General features: G+C 68.3%; 14 protein-coding genes. 4 read left to right on the top strand and 10 right to left on the bottom strand.

Annotated features, from left to right (window positions below; genetic code table 11):
• Positions 1-239 precede the first annotated feature (239 nt).
• Positions 240-1,571: an FHA and sigma-54 interaction domain-containing protein gene (locus CMC5_RS18870; RefSeq protein ID WP_050431734.1), complete on the bottom strand. Its 1,332-nt coding sequence runs from the start codon at positions 1,569-1,571 to the stop codon at positions 240-242.
• 327 nt (positions 1,572-1,898) lie between these two features.
• Here CMC5_RS18870 and CMC5_RS18865 point away from each other — a divergent pair, with 327 nt between their 5' ends.
• The gene (locus CMC5_RS18865; protein WP_245678505.1) at positions 1,899-2,426 is read left to right on the top strand and encodes a hypothetical protein; all 528 of its coding nucleotides are present in this window, start codon (positions 1,899-1,901) and stop codon (positions 2,424-2,426) included.
• 55 nt (positions 2,427-2,481) lie between these two features.
• On the opposite strand, the gene CMC5_RS18860 is transcribed toward CMC5_RS18865, so the two are convergent.
• The 7 genes from CMC5_RS18860 to CMC5_RS18830 form a co-directional block, all read right to left on the bottom strand.
• Positions 2,482-3,813: a hypothetical protein gene (locus CMC5_RS18860; RefSeq protein WP_050431732.1), complete on the bottom strand. Its 1,332-nt coding sequence runs from the start codon at positions 3,811-3,813 to the stop codon at positions 2,482-2,484.
• A gap of 137 nt (positions 3,814-3,950) precedes the next feature.
• Positions 3,951-6,962 (bottom strand): TonB-dependent receptor domain-containing protein, encoded by a 3,012-nt coding sequence (locus CMC5_RS18855; protein WP_156338718.1) that lies wholly within the window; start codon positions 6,960-6,962, stop codon positions 3,951-3,953.
• Between the two features lie 125 nt (positions 6,963-7,087).
• On the bottom strand, positions 7,088-7,525 hold the full coding sequence (locus CMC5_RS18850) for an ExbD/TolR family protein (RefSeq protein WP_050431731.1): 438 nt from the start codon (positions 7,523-7,525) through the stop codon (positions 7,088-7,090).
• Between the two features lie 4 nt (positions 7,526-7,529).
• Complete coding sequence (locus tag CMC5_RS18845) at positions 7,530-7,898, bottom strand: ExbD/TolR family protein (RefSeq protein WP_281180876.1); 369 nt, start codon at positions 7,896-7,898, stop codon at positions 7,530-7,532.
• Between the two features lie 40 nt (positions 7,899-7,938).
• Positions 7,939-8,646, bottom strand: a complete 708-nt coding sequence (locus tag CMC5_RS18840; protein WP_050431729.1) for a MotA/TolQ/ExbB proton channel family protein — start codon at positions 8,644-8,646, stop codon at positions 7,939-7,941.
• A 32-nt stretch (positions 8,647-8,678) separates the two neighbouring features.
• Complete coding sequence (locus CMC5_RS18835) at positions 8,679-9,440, bottom strand: energy transducer TonB (RefSeq protein ID WP_050431728.1); 762 nt, start codon at positions 9,438-9,440, stop codon at positions 8,679-8,681.
• A 228-nt stretch (positions 9,441-9,668) separates the two neighbouring features.
• Positions 9,669-10,409, bottom strand: a complete 741-nt coding sequence (locus CMC5_RS18830; protein ID WP_050431727.1) for a response regulator — start codon at positions 10,407-10,409, stop codon at positions 9,669-9,671.
• 826 nt (positions 10,410-11,235) lie between these two features.
• Here CMC5_RS18830 and CMC5_RS18820 point away from each other — a divergent pair.
• A complete protein-coding gene (locus tag CMC5_RS18820; protein ID WP_050431725.1) occupies positions 11,236-12,201 on the top strand; it encodes a C-type lectin domain-containing protein in 966 nt (321 codons plus the stop codon).
• Between the two features lie 147 nt (positions 12,202-12,348).
• On the opposite strand, the gene CMC5_RS18815 is transcribed toward CMC5_RS18820, so the two are convergent.
• The gene (locus CMC5_RS18815) at positions 12,349-12,846 is read right to left on the bottom strand and encodes a hypothetical protein (protein WP_050431724.1); all 498 of its coding nucleotides are present in this window, start codon (positions 12,844-12,846) and stop codon (positions 12,349-12,351) included.
• 364 nt (positions 12,847-13,210) lie between these two features.
• Here CMC5_RS18815 and thrS point away from each other — a divergent pair, with 364 nt between their 5' ends.
• Positions 13,211-14,428 carry a threonine--tRNA ligase gene (thrS, locus tag CMC5_RS18810; protein ID WP_050431723.1) on the top strand — a complete coding sequence of 406 codons (1,218 nt, stop codon included), beginning with the start codon at positions 13,211-13,213 and terminating at the stop codon, positions 14,426-14,428.
• Positions 14,429-14,572: 144 nt separating this feature from the next.
• Here thrS and CMC5_RS18805 read toward each other — a convergent pair whose 3' ends face one another.
• Positions 14,573-15,070 carry a host attachment protein gene (locus CMC5_RS18805; RefSeq protein WP_050431722.1) on the bottom strand — a complete coding sequence of 166 codons (498 nt, stop codon included), beginning with the start codon at positions 15,068-15,070 and terminating at the stop codon, positions 14,573-14,575.
• 371 nt (positions 15,071-15,441) lie between these two features.
• Here CMC5_RS18805 and CMC5_RS18800 point away from each other — a divergent pair, with 371 nt between their 5' ends.
• Positions 15,442-16,398 carry a DUF808 domain-containing protein gene (locus CMC5_RS18800; protein WP_050431721.1) on the top strand — a complete coding sequence of 319 codons (957 nt, stop codon included), beginning with the start codon at positions 15,442-15,444 and terminating at the stop codon, positions 16,396-16,398.
• Positions 16,399-16,545: the final 147 nt, after the last annotated feature.

Below are 16,545 nucleotides of genomic sequence, written 5' to 3'. Positions count from 1 at the left end.
CTCCAGCGAGACACAGGGTCGGAACGAGTCGAAGGGCGACGGGCCTGAACGGATCCTCACCTATGATGTGAGCTAACTTCTTCCCACGTTACCAGAAGCCGCCCACGCTGTGCGAGAGGAACATTCATCGCAGCGCATCAAACCATGTTCTGCCCGCCGAGCTCGTTCCCTCCGATGCTCCTGCGCGTCGCCCCACCGATGTGGCTCACGTTCTGCCGACGTCGCTCACGCCTTGTGGTTCACTCGAAATCGGAGCGCTTCACGCCGTACTTGTCCATCCAGCGACGCACCTTGTTGCGGTGAATGCCCAGTCGGCGCGCGGCGCGTGACACGTTCCCTCGCTCGAGGACCATCGCCTCGTAGGTCTCGTCGGACGGCGGGGGCGTCGCACGGGTCGCCCCGGCTTGCTCCTCGGTGACTGGCTCGCCGATTCCGATGCCGGCGCGCGGATCGAGATCGCGCTCCTCGACGACGACCCGCTCCTCGTCGATGGCCCTGGCAGCAGCGCGACGGGCCTCGCCCAGCAGCTCACGCACGTTGCCAGGCCACCGCCGCAGCAGCGCGGCGACGACCAGCGATGGGGACAGCACGGGCGGGCGGCCTCCGTTCATTTCCCGGGGGACATCGACATGCTTGCAGCATTCAGCGAGGTGCCAGGGGATCTCTTCGGGTCGATCCCGCAAGGGGGGCAAGTGAATCTCCGGTCGACCGATGCGATAGTAAAGGTCCTCCCGGAACTTGTCGGCAGCCACGCGCGCCCGCAAATCATGGGTCGCCGCGCATACCCTCACCCGGACCGGTTTCGCCGACACGGCGCCCAGCTCCAGGACCTGCTGGGTGTCGATCGTGCGCAAGAGCTTTGCCTGGACGGCGCTATCGAGTTCGGCGACCTCGTCGAGGAACAGCGTGCCGTTATGCGCGGCCTGCACATACCCTTCCGTATCGTGCGTGGCACCGGAATATGCACCGCGGCGCGCACCGAACAGCAGGCGCTCCGCCAGTCCCTCGGGTATGGCGGCGCAATTGACTGGAACGAACGGGCCGTTGGACTGCGCCCCTGCCTGGTGATAGGCGCGCGCAGCCAGCTCCTTGCCGGTGCCGCTCTCGCCTGTGACGAGCATGCTGTCTCCCGAACTGGCGGCGCGCGCGATCGCGGCGTGCGCCTCCTGGAGGGCCGGGCCTTGCACCACTCCCTTCTCGACGCGCACCAGGTGCCTCAGAAAGCGACGGATGTCGCTCATCGGGAGAAACACCGAGGTCCCCGCCTGGATCACCCGGATCTTGGTCCTGCGCACCTCACCGAGGATCTCCTCGTCGTCCACCCACGTCCCATTGGTGCTCCCGAGATCCTCGACGGTCCACATCGCGCCGTCGTAGGCAATCCGCGCATGCCGACGTGACAGCTTCTCGTCGCTGGTCGGCCCACCTCGCCCCAGGACGACGGCCCCATTCTCCAACCGGATCGGCTTGCACACCGGCTGCGTCCCGGAGAACACCAGGACGAGGCCAGGGACGGGCACGTCCGCGGAGGTTGGCGGATCGGGGATGGTCGCGCGGACCGTCGTCTGCATCGGACCTATCCTAACCCAAAACGACGGGATGACCTGACACGGGAGGTCCGCTGGCCGACCCGTTACCCCGTCACCACCACCCCGCGCGGCGACTCCCCGAGGGCGCCGACGAGCTCCGGCCAGCCAGGACTTCCGCGGTTTCTGGTCCAGGCGGCATGAATTCTGCTCTGCATCTGTCCAGACCCATCCGCGACCCGGAAACAACCGAAGTAAGTCAACCAACACGACCCTATGGGAACCACCCGCAAGCTAGAGCTGCCACAACGAATCCGTCGCACACGAAGCTGGTCTTCGTTCGCTGTGTCCCCCGGGCAGGTGGGAGGTGGCGTGCAGGCCGTCCTCGAGTTCCTCGAGGGCGCGGCCTCGGAGTGGACCACGACGGATCTCATCCAGTGGATCCAGCAGCACCTGGTCAATCCTGGCCTGATGAAGCGGCCGATGGTGCTGCGCGAGCCTGGGGCGAAGCCGCTCCGGCTGGACGACCGCGCGGAGGCCGACAGCAGCTTCGAGGAGCTGCTTCTCCGCGCGCGGGGGCGGGTCCTCGAGGCCGTCCGGGGCCTCATCGCGCCCGTCGCCGACGACCGCTTCCTGCACGCGGCCATCTACGGCGGGCGGGTCCGGCGTGCCGCCGTGGACGGCAAAGCGGCCTGGGTACCCTCCCCTCGCGAGATCGATTTTCTCGGGGACATCGCGCTCAGTGTGCTCGCTGCAGCCGTCCTGACCGACCGCGAGTACTACCGTGAGCACCTTGGTCTCTGCGAACTGTGCGGACGGGTGACATTCCGGGACAGCGCGGACACGCGCCCACAGTGTGCCGAACACCGCATCTCGGGCTTCACCGCCCGGGTTCGCTGAACGCCCGGGTGACGCACGTCACCATCACCGGGTCATCCAGCGCACGACCCAGCCTTCAGCGTGCCTCGAAGCTCACCCAGGCCCCGGTGGCCCAGGTGTCGTCGGCCGTGAAGGCGCCGATGTAAGCCGCAGCGCTATCGAAGAATCCATCGTTCGGCGGCGTGGCCGCTCCCTCGCTCAGCGTCTCCAGGGGCCGGAAGTCGGGGCTCCCCACCTTGAAGCAGTCGGCGATCTGCGGATCCATCACGCGGTTCCCCTTCCCCGCCTCGTTCCACCAGGCCACCTCGTCCAGCCCACCGTCGTCGTCGTAGGTGGGCTTCCCCTTCGCGTCGTCGCTGGTCTCGGTCTCGTCGTAGGCGATGTCCACGCCCGGCGCCGTGCTGCCGTGACAGATCGAGTGGGTCACCACCGGCGCGCTCGTCGCGTCCCGGATGTCCACACAGGCCTCGAAGCCCGACATGATCGTGTTGACGATCGTTCCTCGCGTGGACCGGCGGAGCAGCATCCCGTACTGCTGCTTGTCCACCACCGTGTTCTGACCGCACAGCGTCGCGTTGTAGATGGTGGGATTGCTGATCGGCTGGTTCAGCGTCGCGTCACCGTCGTTGTCGGCCTCGAATCCGTTCGCGTCGTCGGCGATCGAAGGATCCTGGATCACCGCCACGTACTGGATCCGGCCGGTGTAGCCCAGATCCCAGTCGACGCCGTCGTCACCGTTGTACGCGCAGATCAGGTGCTTGGCGTCCACGGTGCCTCCGAAGAACTCGAAGCAGTCGTCCGTCGTGTGGTGGACCATCACGTGATCCACCTTCGTCCCGCGACCGACGCCGGCGAAGGTGATGCCGTTGATCTCGTTGTCGGGCGAGAGCTGGACCCCGCTGAACTCGATCCGCACGTACTCGACGACGCCGCTCGAGTCCTCGGGATCGTTACCGCCGTACTCGGTGCCCTCGCCGGTGATGCCTTCGACCTGCGCCCGCCCACCGGGCACGTTGATCGGCGCGCGGCCCAGCAAGATCACCCCGCCCCAGTCACCCGCCCGCCGCTCGCCAGGAGGCGCCTGGCTCGTGAACACGATCGGCGCGTCGGCCGTCCCGCGCGCCATCAGCTTCGCACCGGGCTCGATCACCAGCGTCCCCAGGCTGGCGGCGTCTCCCTTGATCACCGTCCCCGGCTCGATGGTCAGCGTCGCCCCCTCCTCCACGAATACCACGCCCCCGAGCGTCCACTCCGTGTCCGCAGTCAGCGTCCGGCTCTCCGTGATCGAGCCGCTGAGGGTCGTCTCCGACTGCGCCCCTGGCGCCAGAGGATCGGCCGCGTCGGAGCACCCGGCGAGCAGCAACCCGAGCGCCGTGAAGCCAGGAAGGATCGTACCGTTGATACGCATGTGTGATGAACCTCCGGAATCTCTGGGGCGCAGCCTGCACTGCGCCAGTGACCTCAGCGCGTGCTCCTTGCAACGTTCTCGTGGCGAACCCGGACGCGATTCGCAACATCACGAGGCGTGCAGCAGCCTCGCCGTGCTCAGTTGGTGACCACCACCCCGAGCCCCGCCGACACGCCCTGGCGATAGCGGTTCACGATGTTCGCCTCGCCGCTCGGGCCCAGGCCCTGCGTGAACAGCACCGGCCAGTCGAGCAGGTTCTCCACCGTCAGCTTCAGATCGACCTGCTTGCCGATCTGCTGCGCGAACGTCACGTCGAGCTGGTGCCGCGGCTCCTCGTACACGTCGGGCAGGCGGTTCGAGCCCACCTGCGCGATGCGCGGGCCGAACACGTTGTAGAGCACCCGCGCGCGCGTCCCCGTCTCCATCCCTGCATAGTCGAGGCCCACGTTCACCACGTAGGGTGACTGCCCCGCCAGCGGCCGGATCGCGTTCGTCTGGATCCCCAGCCGCTCCGTGTCCAGCTCCACCCGTGAACTCACCAGCGTCAGGTTCGCGATGAGCTGGAAGTCCGAGAGTGCCGGCGCGAGGAAGCCCATCGTCTTCCGCAGCTCCAGCTCCACGCCCGCGTTCCTGCCCCCTGGCGCGTTCTGGTACGACACGATGCCCCGGCTCGCCGGCAGGATGACCTGCTCGATGGGATCGTAGAACTGCTTGTAGAAGGCGCTCACCGCCACCACCTCGCCCGTGTCCGGGAACAGCTCGAAGCGCAGATCGGCGTTGTAGATGCTCGTCTGCTTCAGGTTCGGGTTGCCGAGGATCTCCCGCGCCCCGAAGTAGTCGGTGAACACGAACGGCGCCAGCTCGCGGAGCTGCGGCCTCGCCACCGTCTTCGAGATGCCGAGCCGCACGTTCGCCTTCGGCGTCGCCTTGTAGAGCAAGCTCAGCGCCGGCAGGAGATCCGTGCTCGCCAGCTCGTTCCTCAGCGGGGACAGCTCGGGAGCGAACGGATCGAAGGAGTGGATCGTCTGCCGCGACGACTCGACGCGCCCCCCCACGATGAGCCGCAGGTCGCGCGTCAGCGCCGCGTCGGTCATCAGGTAGCCCGCGAACACGTCGTAGTCCGCGTCGTAGGCGTCCGTCGGGCGCGTCTCCTCCCGCAGGAAGATGGCCCGGCCGATGTTCTCGGTGGTGAACAGCTCGTTGGGCGGGAGCCGGAACGTCTCCTGGAGATCGCTCTGCTCCGCGTCCTGCACGGGCAAGAACCGGAACCGCCGCGCGTCGAAGCTCCGGCGCCGCAGCGTCATCAGCCCACCCATCTTGAGCTTCGTCGGCAGCTCGCCCGAGGTGAGCGGCTGGAGCCAGTCGAAGCCCGCCCCCAGCGAGCGCTCCGACTGCTCGCTGAAGAAGTACGAGCCCGACAGCGTGCTCTCCTCCCAGCCGAAGATCCCCGTGCTCGCGTCCTGTGTGTACACGTTCTGCCGCGTCCCTGGTTCGTCCGACGACGCCAGCGACGCCGACGCATTCCAGGTCAGCGTCGCTCCACCCAGGTCCGGCATCCGGTGCTCCCCGGTGAGCTGCCCGAACACGAGCCCGCGGCCGATGAACCGGAGCCGCGTGTCCGTCAGGTTCACCCGCCGCTCCTCGTTGTACCCGGCGATCTCTCGCCCCTCGTCCTCCGAGGAGCGGCTGTAGATGCCGGTCAGGCTGACCTTGTGGTCCTTGCTCGCGCTCCACGTCACCGAGCCGAACCCACCCCACGACACCTGATCGATGCCGGTGTTGCCCACGTAAACGTTGCGCAGCGTCACCTGATCCGAGTTGGCCGTGGGCGGCGGGAAGAATGTCCTCAGGATCTCGTCGGGCCGACGCACGAACCTGCGCCCGTAGTTCAGCGCGGCGGTGAACCCGAGCTTCTGCCCCTTCCCCAGCTCGAACGTGTTGCCGAGGACCAGGTTTCCACTCCCGTTCGGCAGGTTGAGCGTGCGCGTCGTCCCCATCGGTCGGACGAGCTCCCGCCCGTAGGTCACCAGATCCGCGTCCGTCACCCGGCTCCCGTCCGGCTTCTGGTTCAGTCGGGCCACCTTGAACGTCGGGAACCCTGCGGGCAGCGCGCGCCCCCCGTCGTCGATCGCCAGCCAGTCGAGCCCACCGCCCTCGTAGCTCACCCGATCCTGGAACGTCGACAGTGAATTCATCCCGATCGTGATCTGCGCCTGTGCCAGCAGCCGGCTCGGCAGCTCGCGCGTGTTGATCCGCACCGACCCGCCAGCGAAATCGCCCGGCATGTCCGGGGTGAAGCTCTTCAGGATGGTGATGTCGCTGAGGATCAGCGTGGGGAACAGATCGAGCGGCACGGCCTGCCGATCCGGCTCCGGGCTCGGCAGCGGCGCCCCGTTCAAGAGGGAGTTCGTGTACCGGTCCCCCAGCCCGCGCACCACCACATAGCGATTCCCCACCACCGTCGCGCCCACCACGCGCCGCGCCGCCTCCGACGCGCTCCGGTCGGGCGTCCGCGCGATCTCCTGCGCCCCGATGGCATCGCCCACCTGCGCCGCGTTCTTCCGGAGGAGGAGCTGCGTCCCCACGCTGGCGCGCTCCACCTCGGCTTCCACTTCAATCACGTCCTCGGCCTGCTGATCGCCGGTCAAGGTCACGTCGATCCGCGACATGCCCCCCACCACGACCCGCACGTCCTGCACCCGCTGCGCCGTGTACAGCTCGTACCAGACCCGCAGCGTGTACTCCCCCGGTGAAAGCTCGAGCCGGTAGCGGCCATCCACGTCGGCCAGCGTCTTCTGCGGCGCCCCCACCACCGACACCTGCGCGTCGAAGATCGGTTCCTTCGTCGCCCCGTCGATCACCACGCCCCAGACCACCCCCTTGCCCGCTGGCGGGGGCCGCGCTGGATCTGCGCCCGCTTCCTCGGCTCCCGCATCCTCTGCTGGAACAAGTTCCCCGGGCGCATCCGGGGGGGCCTCGGTGGCGTCCTCGGCCGGCTCCTGACCGCGGGCGACACCGCTCCACACCAGCGGCGCGACGAGCACCGCAACCACCCCCCAGCTCCCGTGACGAACCATGAACGTCTTCCCTCGCGCGCGGCATCCCGCGCGCACACGGGTGCCCTCGGGCGCCTCTCGCGTCCGCAGCACCGCACGCCTCGTCTCCTGTCGACCCGACCCGCTCTCGCCGACACGCCCGACTCAGGGCAGCGCGTCGCGCGCGTCGATGCGCCTGCTCCTGGGCTGCGCACCGCGCTCGCCGACGCGCGCTCGACTCAGGGCATCGCGTTCTCCGTGAGCACCGCGATCGTCCTGGCGCCGCCCATGCGCGCCTGATCCATCACCTCGACCGCCACCGAGTAATCCGCCTCATCGTGAGCATCGAAGTAGATCACGCTGTCCGAGCGCGCCGCGAGGACGCGGCCGACCTTCTCCTTCACCCCCGCGCGGTCGACTGCGGACCGGTTGATCCGCACCGTCCCGTCTCTGTCCACCGTCAGCACCACAGGTTTGTCCTGATCGCTCGGCGGCGGCTCGTTCTTCGCTTCCTCGTCCTTCTTCGGCAGGTTCAGCCACATCTGCTTCGCGAGCAGCGGCGTCACCACCATGAAGATGATCAGCAGCACCAGCACCACGTCCACCAGCGGCGTGACGTTCATGCTCGGCCTGACCTCGTGCTTTCGCCCGCTCCCCCCCTGGACGCCCATGCCCATCGCGTCAGCCCTCCTCCGGGACACCCGCGCCGCCGCCGCGCTGGCTCACCTGGAGCGCGATCCCAGCGAAGCCCAGCTTCTGGCACAGCGCGAAGGCCTCTCGCATCTTCTGGTACTTCACGGAACCATCTCCCTTCAGCACCACCCGCCGCTCCGGCTCCGCGCTCCGCACCTCCCGAAGCCGCGCATCCAGCGCCGTGAGGTCCTCGATGACCTCCTTCTCCAGGAACAGCCGTCCGCTCGCGGTCACCGTCACGTAGATGGGGTCGAGCTTGGTCTTCGACTTCGCGTCCGGCTGGAACACCGCCGGCAGCTCCACCCGCTCCCCGTGCTCGAGCTGTGGCGCCACCACCATGAAGATGATGAGCAGCACCAGGACCACGTCCACCAGGGGTGTGACGTTGATCTCTGGCTCAAGCTGCGGCCTTCGCGATCTCGTGCTCTCCACTGTGGCGCCCATGTTCGTTCTCCATTTCGTCGATGAGCTCCCCCGCGCTGCGCTCCAGCGCGAGCTCCACCGCGGACACTCGGGCGCTCAGGTAGTTGAAGAAGAGCACCGCCGGGATCGCGACCCCGAGACCCAGCGCGGTGACGATGAGGGCCTCCGAGATGCCGGCGCTCACCGCACCGAGCCCGCCCGAGCCGGACGACGCGATCGTCTGGAAGGCGGTGATGATCCCGATCACCGTGCCGAGCAGCCCCACGAACGGGGCCACCGATCCCACGGAAGCCAGCACGTTCATCCCCCGGCGCAGATCGGCCCCGATCGCCTCGCGGCGCCGCCCGGCCTCACGCCGTGCCAGCTCCACCGCGGGCACGCCGCCATCCCCCTCGTCGCAGGCGCGCTCATAGCGACGGATCGTGGCCGCCATCAGCCGCGCGAGCGCCGACAGCCGATACCGCTCGGCCACGTCGACGATGGCGCCCGTGTCCCAGACCTCCATCAAGGGCCTGGCCTCCTTCGCGAACCGCCGCGTCTCCAGGCCGAGCCTGCGGAGGGCGATCATCCGCTCCACGACCACGGCAATGCTCGCCAGCCCCATGAGGACCAGGGCGAAAGCAACCAGCTTGCTGAGCAGCCCCATGCTGGCCCAGATATGCGCGAGATCGAATTGCATCATGGCATTCGCTCCTTGCTAGAGAAGGAAGTGGCTCACATTCGGAGCTTGAAGGGGAATTTCGCCGTCCTGTAGACGGCAATCGGCTTTCCATCGACCATGGCTGGCTTGAATCGCCACGATTTCACCGTGGCAATCACCGCCTCGTCGAACATCGGGTGACCGCGCACCACGGTCACCTGGGTGACCTGCCCGGACTCCGACACCACGTATTTCACCACCACCGTCGCCTCCACGCCGGCGGTACGCGCCGCCGCGGGGTAGCCCGGCTGATTCATCGAAAGCGCCGACGGTGGCGTCGCATTCTCCGGAAGCTGCACCGGCCCCCGGGCCCGAGGTGGCGGCGGAGGCGGAGGCGGCGGCGGCGGAGGCGGCGGCGGGGGGGCCGCCACATGTCCCGTGCCACCCGGCACACCCCCTGGCCCGCCATTGCTGTCACCGTACGCCTCATCGGCGCCCCCTCCCTTCGAGGGTTCGCCCTCCGGGGGCAGCTCGGCGGGCACCTCTTTCGGTGCGACCAGCGCCTTGCGCGGAGGCCCCACCGACGCGGCCATCGGCTGCGGCTCCGGTGACGGAGGAGGAGGCGGCGGCGGCTTCACCGTCTCCGGCACCGCCGTCTCCAGCCGCACATCGACCACCTCGGGCTCCTCCTCCGCGGCGGTGGTGAAGGACGACGGCATGCTCGCCGCCGCGAGGCTCACCGCCCCGAAGAGCCCGAGCCCGACCGCGACGCCGATCCCCAGCCGCTTCGTTCGCCCGGGGTCTGCCTCCCCGACGCTCCAGGTTTCAAGGTGCATCCTCGCTCCTCAGACCTTCTCGATGCGCACGCCAGACCTTCTCGACGCGAACGCACGACGCACGACGCGCGCCTCAGCGCACGCTCACGGCGTCCGCATCCACGCGCGCTCACGGCGCCCGCCCGCGCACACCCTTTGGTGCGCCATCTCGATGCGCGCACCCTGCTCGCCCTCGGTGGCAACTGCGTGACGGCGACGAAACGTTTCCGTCGTTCCACCGCCGACCGCTCATCCCTCGTCTCCCGCGAACCGCCCACCGTCGCTCGCGCAGCGCTCCGGCTCCAGATCCGGCGACCCCGCGAAGCGGTAGCCGATACCGCGCACCGTCTCGATGTAATTCCCCGCGCGCCCCAGCTTGTCACGGAGCCGTTTCACATGGGTGTCCACCGTCCGCGTCGTCACGCTCACGTCGGCCCCCCAGACCCCTTCCAGCAGCGCGCTGCGGCTCTGCACCCGCTCCCGGCTGTCATGGAGCGCGAGAAGCAGCTTCAGCTCCAGCAGCGTCAGCTCCACCTCCTGCTGATCCACCCACACCCGGTGGGCTCCTTCATCCATGCGAAGGCACCCGAACTCGGTGAACTTCGCCGCCGGCTCGGGCGCCCGCGAGCGCCGGAGGACGGCCTGGATGCGCAGGAGCAGCTCCCGCACGCTGAAGGGCTTCACCACGTAGTCCACGGCGCCCAGCTCGAAGCCCACCACCCGGTCGACCTCGTCCCCCCGCGCCGAGACGAAGATCACCGGGACGCGCTGTGTGGCCTCGGAGCGCTGCAGCGCCCGGCACACCTCGGTCCCCGGCACATCGGGCAGCATCATGTCGAGGAGCACCAGATCGGGCGGCGTCTCACGCGCCTTCCTGATCCCCTCCTCTCCCAGCCCCGTCGCCAGCACCTCGTGCCCGGCCTGGCGCAGGTTGTAATCGAGGACCTTGAGGAGCGCTGGTTCGTCTTCAATCACCAGGATCCGAGCCATGGTGGATAGCGCTCTACCTGGCGGTTGTTACGGCCTCATGACCACGGGGTCACAGGGTGAACTCGGGCCCGCGCGCGACATCGAGCGACTCCACCGAGGTGCGAACGGCGTGGAAAACCGTCGTGCAGCATGCGCAGCGGGCGCCCCTGCCCCCTGGAACGCCCGCTTCGCTCAGCGTGTCACGATCATGGCGGCCTCGTCGCGACCGAGCGCTTCACGCCCGTCCTCGATGGGCGCCTCCTCCATGGGCGCGGATCGCAGCGCACACGGCGCAAGGACACCAGACACGCAGCGCAGTGCGCAGCACGTCATCGAAGCGTGCGCGACACGACACCGAAGCGCCGCGCGCCGCAGGGCAGCGAAGTACCGTGCGCCGCACAACACCGGCGTGACACATGGATCCACTATTTACGCAGCTTTCCGCCACGGCACGCCTCAGCGCAGTCGTGCCCCGGGCTTCGACCGAGCCCTCAAACGTCCCCTGGATCACCAGCACACGACACGCCTCGAGCCACCCCGCGCGTGAGCGGCGTCGTGTGGCGACGCCGACGACGACAGGCGCGATCCGAGCCGAAAACCAGCCTCGACCGTGGTTGCGACGCGTGTGCAACCGCTCCCTGAGACGCCATCGGGAGCGCCCTGGGCGCCACGGGAAGATCCGTCACCCACACCTCGGGTACGAGGTGGGAGAGGTGGGCCGATGAACTCGTTGGTCCTCCCAAAGTGCGACCACAACGCGCTTTCCACGTTGGCGCTTCCGTGAGACATCACCAACATGGCCCTCATCATGACGCGCGCCCAGCACGTCACTTCAGGAGGGTCTTCCATGAACATCGCCCGAGTCGCTCGCGTCCTCTCGCTCCCGCTCTGCGCGCTCACGCTCGCTCTCGCTCCCGCCATCGGGTGTACAGGCGACGAGGTCGCTGCACCTGGTGAGCAGGTCGACGCGAAGAACGTCCGGGTGACGGCCGCGGACCTCGCGAAGCTCCGCGACGGCGAGACGCTGAAGGTCGATCTCGGCGCGAGCGACGTGCTCTACCACTTCTACTTCGACCGCGCGCTCGACTACGGCAAGATCGCGCTTCAGCTCGAGGATGGGTCGGAGGCGCTCATGTCGACGGCGCTCGCCGACCTCCTGGCGAGCCCCTACTCGCCGCACGAGGCCAGTAACAAGAGCTTCGTGCTGACCGCGCGCGCGGAGAACCTGTCCGGCCTCACCGCGCAGGAAATCGAGATCCTGCGCAACGACGGCATGCTCGTGAAGGAGCGGATCCCCGGCGGCGTCGGCGACGCGAAGCCGCTCGCCGAGGACAACTGCATCACGCAGATCGTCTACCAGACCATCTACGTGAACGGGCAAGAGGTCATCTGCGAGCTGAAGATCCTCATCTGCGACGGCGAGATGGCCTGCTCCGACGTGAAGGAGTTCGACGGCCACGACTACGTGTTCTGCAACCACGCGAAGTCCTGGGACGCGGCCACCGCGTACTGCGACAAATTCAACATGAACCTCGTGACGATCAACACGATCAACGAGGAGGGCTGGCTCCACGCGATGGCGAACATGTTCTCCACGCAGAAGTGGTGGATCGGCTACAACGACCAGGCCGTCGAGGGCAGCTGGGTCTGGCAGAGCGGCGAGTCCTCGAACTACGTGAACTGGGCCCCCGGCGAGCCGAACAACGCCGGCGGCAACGAGGGCTGCGCGCAGCTCAACCGCTTCTACCCGGACCACGGCTGGAACGACGAGCCCTGCAACCTGCACTACCGCTTCATCTGCGAGTCGAACTGACGCGCTGAAGCCTTCCTCATCGAGGCGCGCCGGGCGTCCACCGACGCCCTGCCTCCCCTCCCCCCTCCCTACCCTCGATCGACATCGCCACCGCGCGGTGTGAGGGCAGCACGACCGTCTCGACCCACGCGCGACGCGTGACTTGCTTCAGCCTGCGCGCCGACGGTCGGGAAGCACGACCGTCTTGCCGCCGACCGAGACCGTCGGGGGCTCGGCTTCCACCAGCAGTGGCTCGAGCTGCGTCTGCGCATGCCGCGAGAAGCGAGCCTCCAGCGTCCCGCCACGCGCGCGCGCATAGACGACGCCATCGGCGCCGAGCGCCAGGGTCGATGGGTCCAGCAGCTCCTCCGTCCCATCGAAGAGCACCAGCGTCGTCCCGCTCTCACGTACGTGGAGCGCGCTCACGAACAGCGGCGCGTCATCCACCTGGAAGTAGCACCAGTCGTAGCCATTCGTGAGGATCGGCCGCCCATCGTCCGGGTGCACGGCGACCCAGCTCCGCAGCGCTTGCTCCATCGCCTGGTGCTCCACCCGCTCGCCGTCGTGCCAGAACCTTCCCTCTTTATCGAGACGGATGGTGCTGTCGCGCGAGGCGCCGGGCGGCGGAGCGAGGCGGTAGAAATCGGGATGATCACCAGGCTTCATGGGCAGCTCCTTTGCACGGCCGGGTTTCCAGCTCCGCGATGTGGTTCCAGCTCCGCGATGTGGTTCCAGCTCCGCGATGTGTAGGGCGACGCCCTGGCCTCCCGCAAGGCCGCTCGGCCTACCGGCTTGACATTGCTCGCGAGGCGCGCAACCTTTGGCGCATGCTCGCATTCCGCGCGCTCACGACGACCACGACGACCGGTGTCCCAGGCGGGACCCAGGTCGTCGTGACGTACGCGACGCACTGACGCGACGCACGCCACGATGAACCGAGGGCCCTGCCGGGAGGCGGGGCCTTCGTGCTTTGTGGCGCGGCGCTCCGACCCCTGGCGTGGCCCGAAGACGACCCAGGAGGAGCACGACCATGTTGAACGAACTCGATCATCGCGCCATCGGAGCCCGCCTCGACCTCTTCCACGTCCAGGAAGAGGCCCCGGGCATGATCTTCTGGCACCCCCGCGGCTTTGCACTCTACCGCCTCGTCGAGGCCTACCTGCGCGACTGCCTCGCCGCGCACGACTACCAGGAGATCAGGACCCCCCAGGTCTTCTCGCGCTCGCTCTGGGAGGAGAGCGGCCACTGGCACAACTTCCGGGAGAACATGTTCGTCGTCGACGACGGCGAGCGCGACTTCGCCCTCAAGCCGGTGAACTGCCCAGGCCACGTGCAGTTCTTCCGCCACGGCATCCGCTCGTACCGCGACCTACCGCTGCGCTTCTCCGAGTTCGGCGTCTGCCACCGCAACGAGCAGCGTGGCGCACTCCACGGCCTCCTCCGCGTGCGCGGCTTCGTGCAAGACGACGCGCACATCTTCTGCCGAGACGATCAGGTCCCGGCGGAGATCGCGGCCTTCGTCGCCCTCTTGCACGGCGTCTACCTGGCGTTCGGATTCCCCGACGTCTCGGTGGCCTTCTCCAGCCGCCCCCTGGAGCGAGCGGGTGACGACTCCGTCTGGGATCGCGCCGAGGCTTCCCTCCTCCGCGCCGCACACGCCATCGGCCTCGACCCGATACATCAGCCAGGTCAGGCGGCCTTCTACGGTCCCAAGCTCGAGTTCGCGCTCCGCGACGCCCACGGCCGCGCCTGGCAATGCGGCACCATCCAGCTCGACATGATCCTGCCCGAGCGACTCGATGCCCACTACATCGATCGTCACGGCAACCGCGCGCGCCCGGTCATCCTGCACCGAGCCATCCTCGGCAGCCTGGAGCGCTTCATCGGCATCCTCCTGGAACACAGTCATGGCGCCTTGCCACCCTGGCTCGCGCCCCTCCAGGTGGTGGTCGCCCCCATCGCGGAGGCCCACCATGCCTATGCCCACCACATCCAGGACGCCTTGCGCGCCCGCGGCCTGCGCGTCTCGCTGGACCGGCGCTCCGAGAGCCTGGCCCGCAAGATCGCCGACGCCCACGAGAGTGGCGCGCCGTTCGTCTGGGTCCTCGGCGGGAGAGAGGTCGACGCCCAGACCGTGGCCATTCGCGACCGCTCCGGCGCGTCGCAATCACTCTCCCTCGATGCAGCCTTGCAATCGATCCAGAGCGCCTGCGCCCGACCGCCCATCCCATCCCCGCCCGCGTCTTGATTCCCCTCACGTCACCGCGAGCAGGTCCGAGCCGTCGCGAGCCATTCCTGACGCCGTCGCGGGCGGGTGACCGCGCCCTTCGAGGCCGTCACCCGCCCACGATGTCCCCAAGCCTTTCTTCTCTTCAGTTCGTGTTCAGCCTCGTCAGGCGGCCCGCAGCGTCCGGAGTCGTTCCTCCAGCCGCGGCTTGTCCAGCCAGCTCAGATCCTTGTCCACGGTGTCGACGACGTGCTTGCTCACCTGCGTCGAGACCGTGGCGCGCATGATCCCCAGGAATGCTGGGGGCGCGATCATGATCAAGCGCTCGTAGTCGTGCTGGTTCAACCCTCGCTCGAGCCGCGTGGCCAGCTCCCTGGCGAACTTCTGTGCCTCCACCTCCTTGGGATCGGTCTCCGGCGCCGCACCAGGACGCCCGAGGTACGTGCCGTTCGTCGTCCTGCCCGGAGGCCCTCCGTTGGCGACCCCGCCCGGGTTGCCATTGGGCTTGCGGCCATGCTGATCGGCCATCAGATCGCGAACGCGAGCCCTGCTGTCCGCGTGCTCCATCGATTCCAGCAACGTGAAGCCACGCCCCTTCGGCTCTTCCCGGTAGAGGTGTGCGCGGCTCGCATCACAGATGAGGATCCAGGTAATTCCTGCCATCGGTCCCCCTTCGCCGTTGATTCAACTTACGAGGGAGACCTAAGGCACCCCTCTCCAGCCGCAAGGGCAGGCGGGGCGCTATTCGCCCGACACCCGGGAGCGCTGACGCACGCAACGCGTCACATGGGACGTCGGACGTCACACCGCGACCGGCCCTCTACCCACGCAGGGATCCCGGGATGAATCGCGAGAGAGATGCACGGGCATGGTGGGGCCTTTGAAGATCGGTCGACGGACGGGTAAGGTGACTCGCCGCTCACGCGAGGCCACGCGGACGATGAACGAACGAGGTGGTCCGCTCAGCGAGCGCGCAGCGCCCATTTCGGCCCTTCCGCACTTCACTTTCTTCTCGATGGATCGGGGAAGCTCTCATGGCAGCCAGCAGCCTCCTGACGTTGATCGACGACATCGCGGTACTGCTCGACGACGTGGCGGTGATGACCAAGGTCGCCGCCAGGAAGACGGCCGGCGTGCTCGGCGACGATCTCGCGCTGAACGCCGAGCAGGTGACCGGCGTCCGCACCGAGCGTGAACTCCCCGTCGTCTGGGCGGTGGCCAAGGGCTCCGCGCTCAACAAGCTCATCCTGGTCCCTGCCGCGCTGGCGATCAGCGCGGTCTTCCCCGCAGCGATCTCGCCACTGCTCATGTTCGGCGGCGCGTTCCTGTGCTTCGAGGGATTCGAGAAGCTGGCGCACAAGTACCTGCACCACGACGCCGAGGAAGACGCCGCGCAGCGCAGCGAGCGCCTGCGCGCGCTCACCGATCCCGCGGTGGACATGGTGGAGCTGGAGCGCAAGAAGGTGAAGGGCGCCATCCGCACCGACTTCGTGCTCTCGGCCGAGATCGTCGCCATCACCCTCGGCAGCGTCGCCGAGGCCACCTTCATCGAGCAGCTCCTCGTCCTTTCCCTCATGGCGGTGCTCATGACCGTCGGCGTGTACGGCCTGGTCGCGGGCATCGTGAAGCTGGACGACCTGGGCCTGTACCTCCGCAAGCAGGACAGCGCCGTGCAGCAACGGCTCGGCGACGGCTTGCTCGTGGTGACGCCCTACCTGATGAAGGCGCTGTCCGTGGTCGGCACGGCGGCGATGTTCATGGTCGGCGGCGGCATCATCACGCACGGCATTGCCGCGCTGCACCACACCATCGAGGGCGCGGCAGCCTCCATCGCCGCGGTCCCGGGCGTCGGCGGCCTGCTCGCCGCCCTCACCCCGACCGTGTTGAACGCCCTGGTGGGCATCGCGGCGGGCTTCGTCGCGCTGCTCCTGGTGACGGGCGCCCAGCGCGCGTGGCAGAGCATCAAGGGACGCGACGCCGAGAGCACCTGATCGAGCCCCAGCGCTCAATCCGCTCCCTCCCGCGCGGCCCCCGAGACCCCAACTCACGCCTTCCGCCCGGGTCCGGGAGTTCGAGCTACACGTTCTGCTCCGGAAATCAGACCTTGGGCGCCCAGGCGTGCCATCCGACCGCGAGCG

The organism is Chondromyces crocatus (genome assembly GCF_001189295.1).
Classification (GTDB): domain Bacteria; phylum Myxococcota_A; class Polyangia; order Polyangiales; family Polyangiaceae; genus Chondromyces; species Chondromyces crocatus.
This window is presented reverse-complemented; position numbering and strand designations above follow the sequence as displayed.

Coding starts and splice junctions, on each gene's coding strand:
- CMC5_RS18840 (WP_050431729.1), bottom strand. CDS start 8,646: ATGATGCAATTCGATCTCGCGCATATCTGGGCCAGCATGGGGCTGCTC.
- CMC5_RS18830 (WP_050431727.1), bottom strand. CDS start 10,409: ATGGCTCGGATCCTGGTGATTGAAGACGAACCAGCGCTCCTCAAGGTC.
- CMC5_RS18800 (WP_050431721.1), top strand. CDS start 15,442: ATGGCAGCCAGCAGCCTCCTGACGTTGATCGACGACATCGCGGTACTG.
- CMC5_RS18860 (WP_050431732.1), bottom strand. CDS start 3,813: ATGCGTATCAACGGTACGATCCTTCCTGGCTTCACGGCGCTCGGGTTG.
- CMC5_RS18820 (WP_050431725.1), top strand. CDS start 11,236: ATGAACATCGCCCGAGTCGCTCGCGTCCTCTCGCTCCCGCTCTGCGCG.
- CMC5_RS18870 (WP_050431734.1), bottom strand. CDS start 1,571: ATGCAGACGACGGTCCGCGCGACCATCCCCGATCCGCCAACCTCCGCG.
- thrS (WP_050431723.1), top strand. CDS start 13,211: ATGTTGAACGAACTCGATCATCGCGCCATCGGAGCCCGCCTCGACCTC.
- CMC5_RS18850 (WP_050431731.1), bottom strand. CDS start 7,525: ATGGGCATGGGCGTCCAGGGGGGGAGCGGGCGAAAGCACGAGGTCAGG.
- CMC5_RS18805 (WP_050431722.1), bottom strand. CDS start 15,070: ATGGCAGGAATTACCTGGATCCTCATCTGTGATGCGAGCCGCGCACAC.
- CMC5_RS18815 (WP_050431724.1), bottom strand. CDS start 12,846: ATGAAGCCTGGTGATCATCCCGATTTCTACCGCCTCGCTCCGCCGCCC.
- CMC5_RS18835 (WP_050431728.1), bottom strand. CDS start 9,440: ATGCACCTTGAAACCTGGAGCGTCGGGGAGGCAGACCCCGGGCGAACG.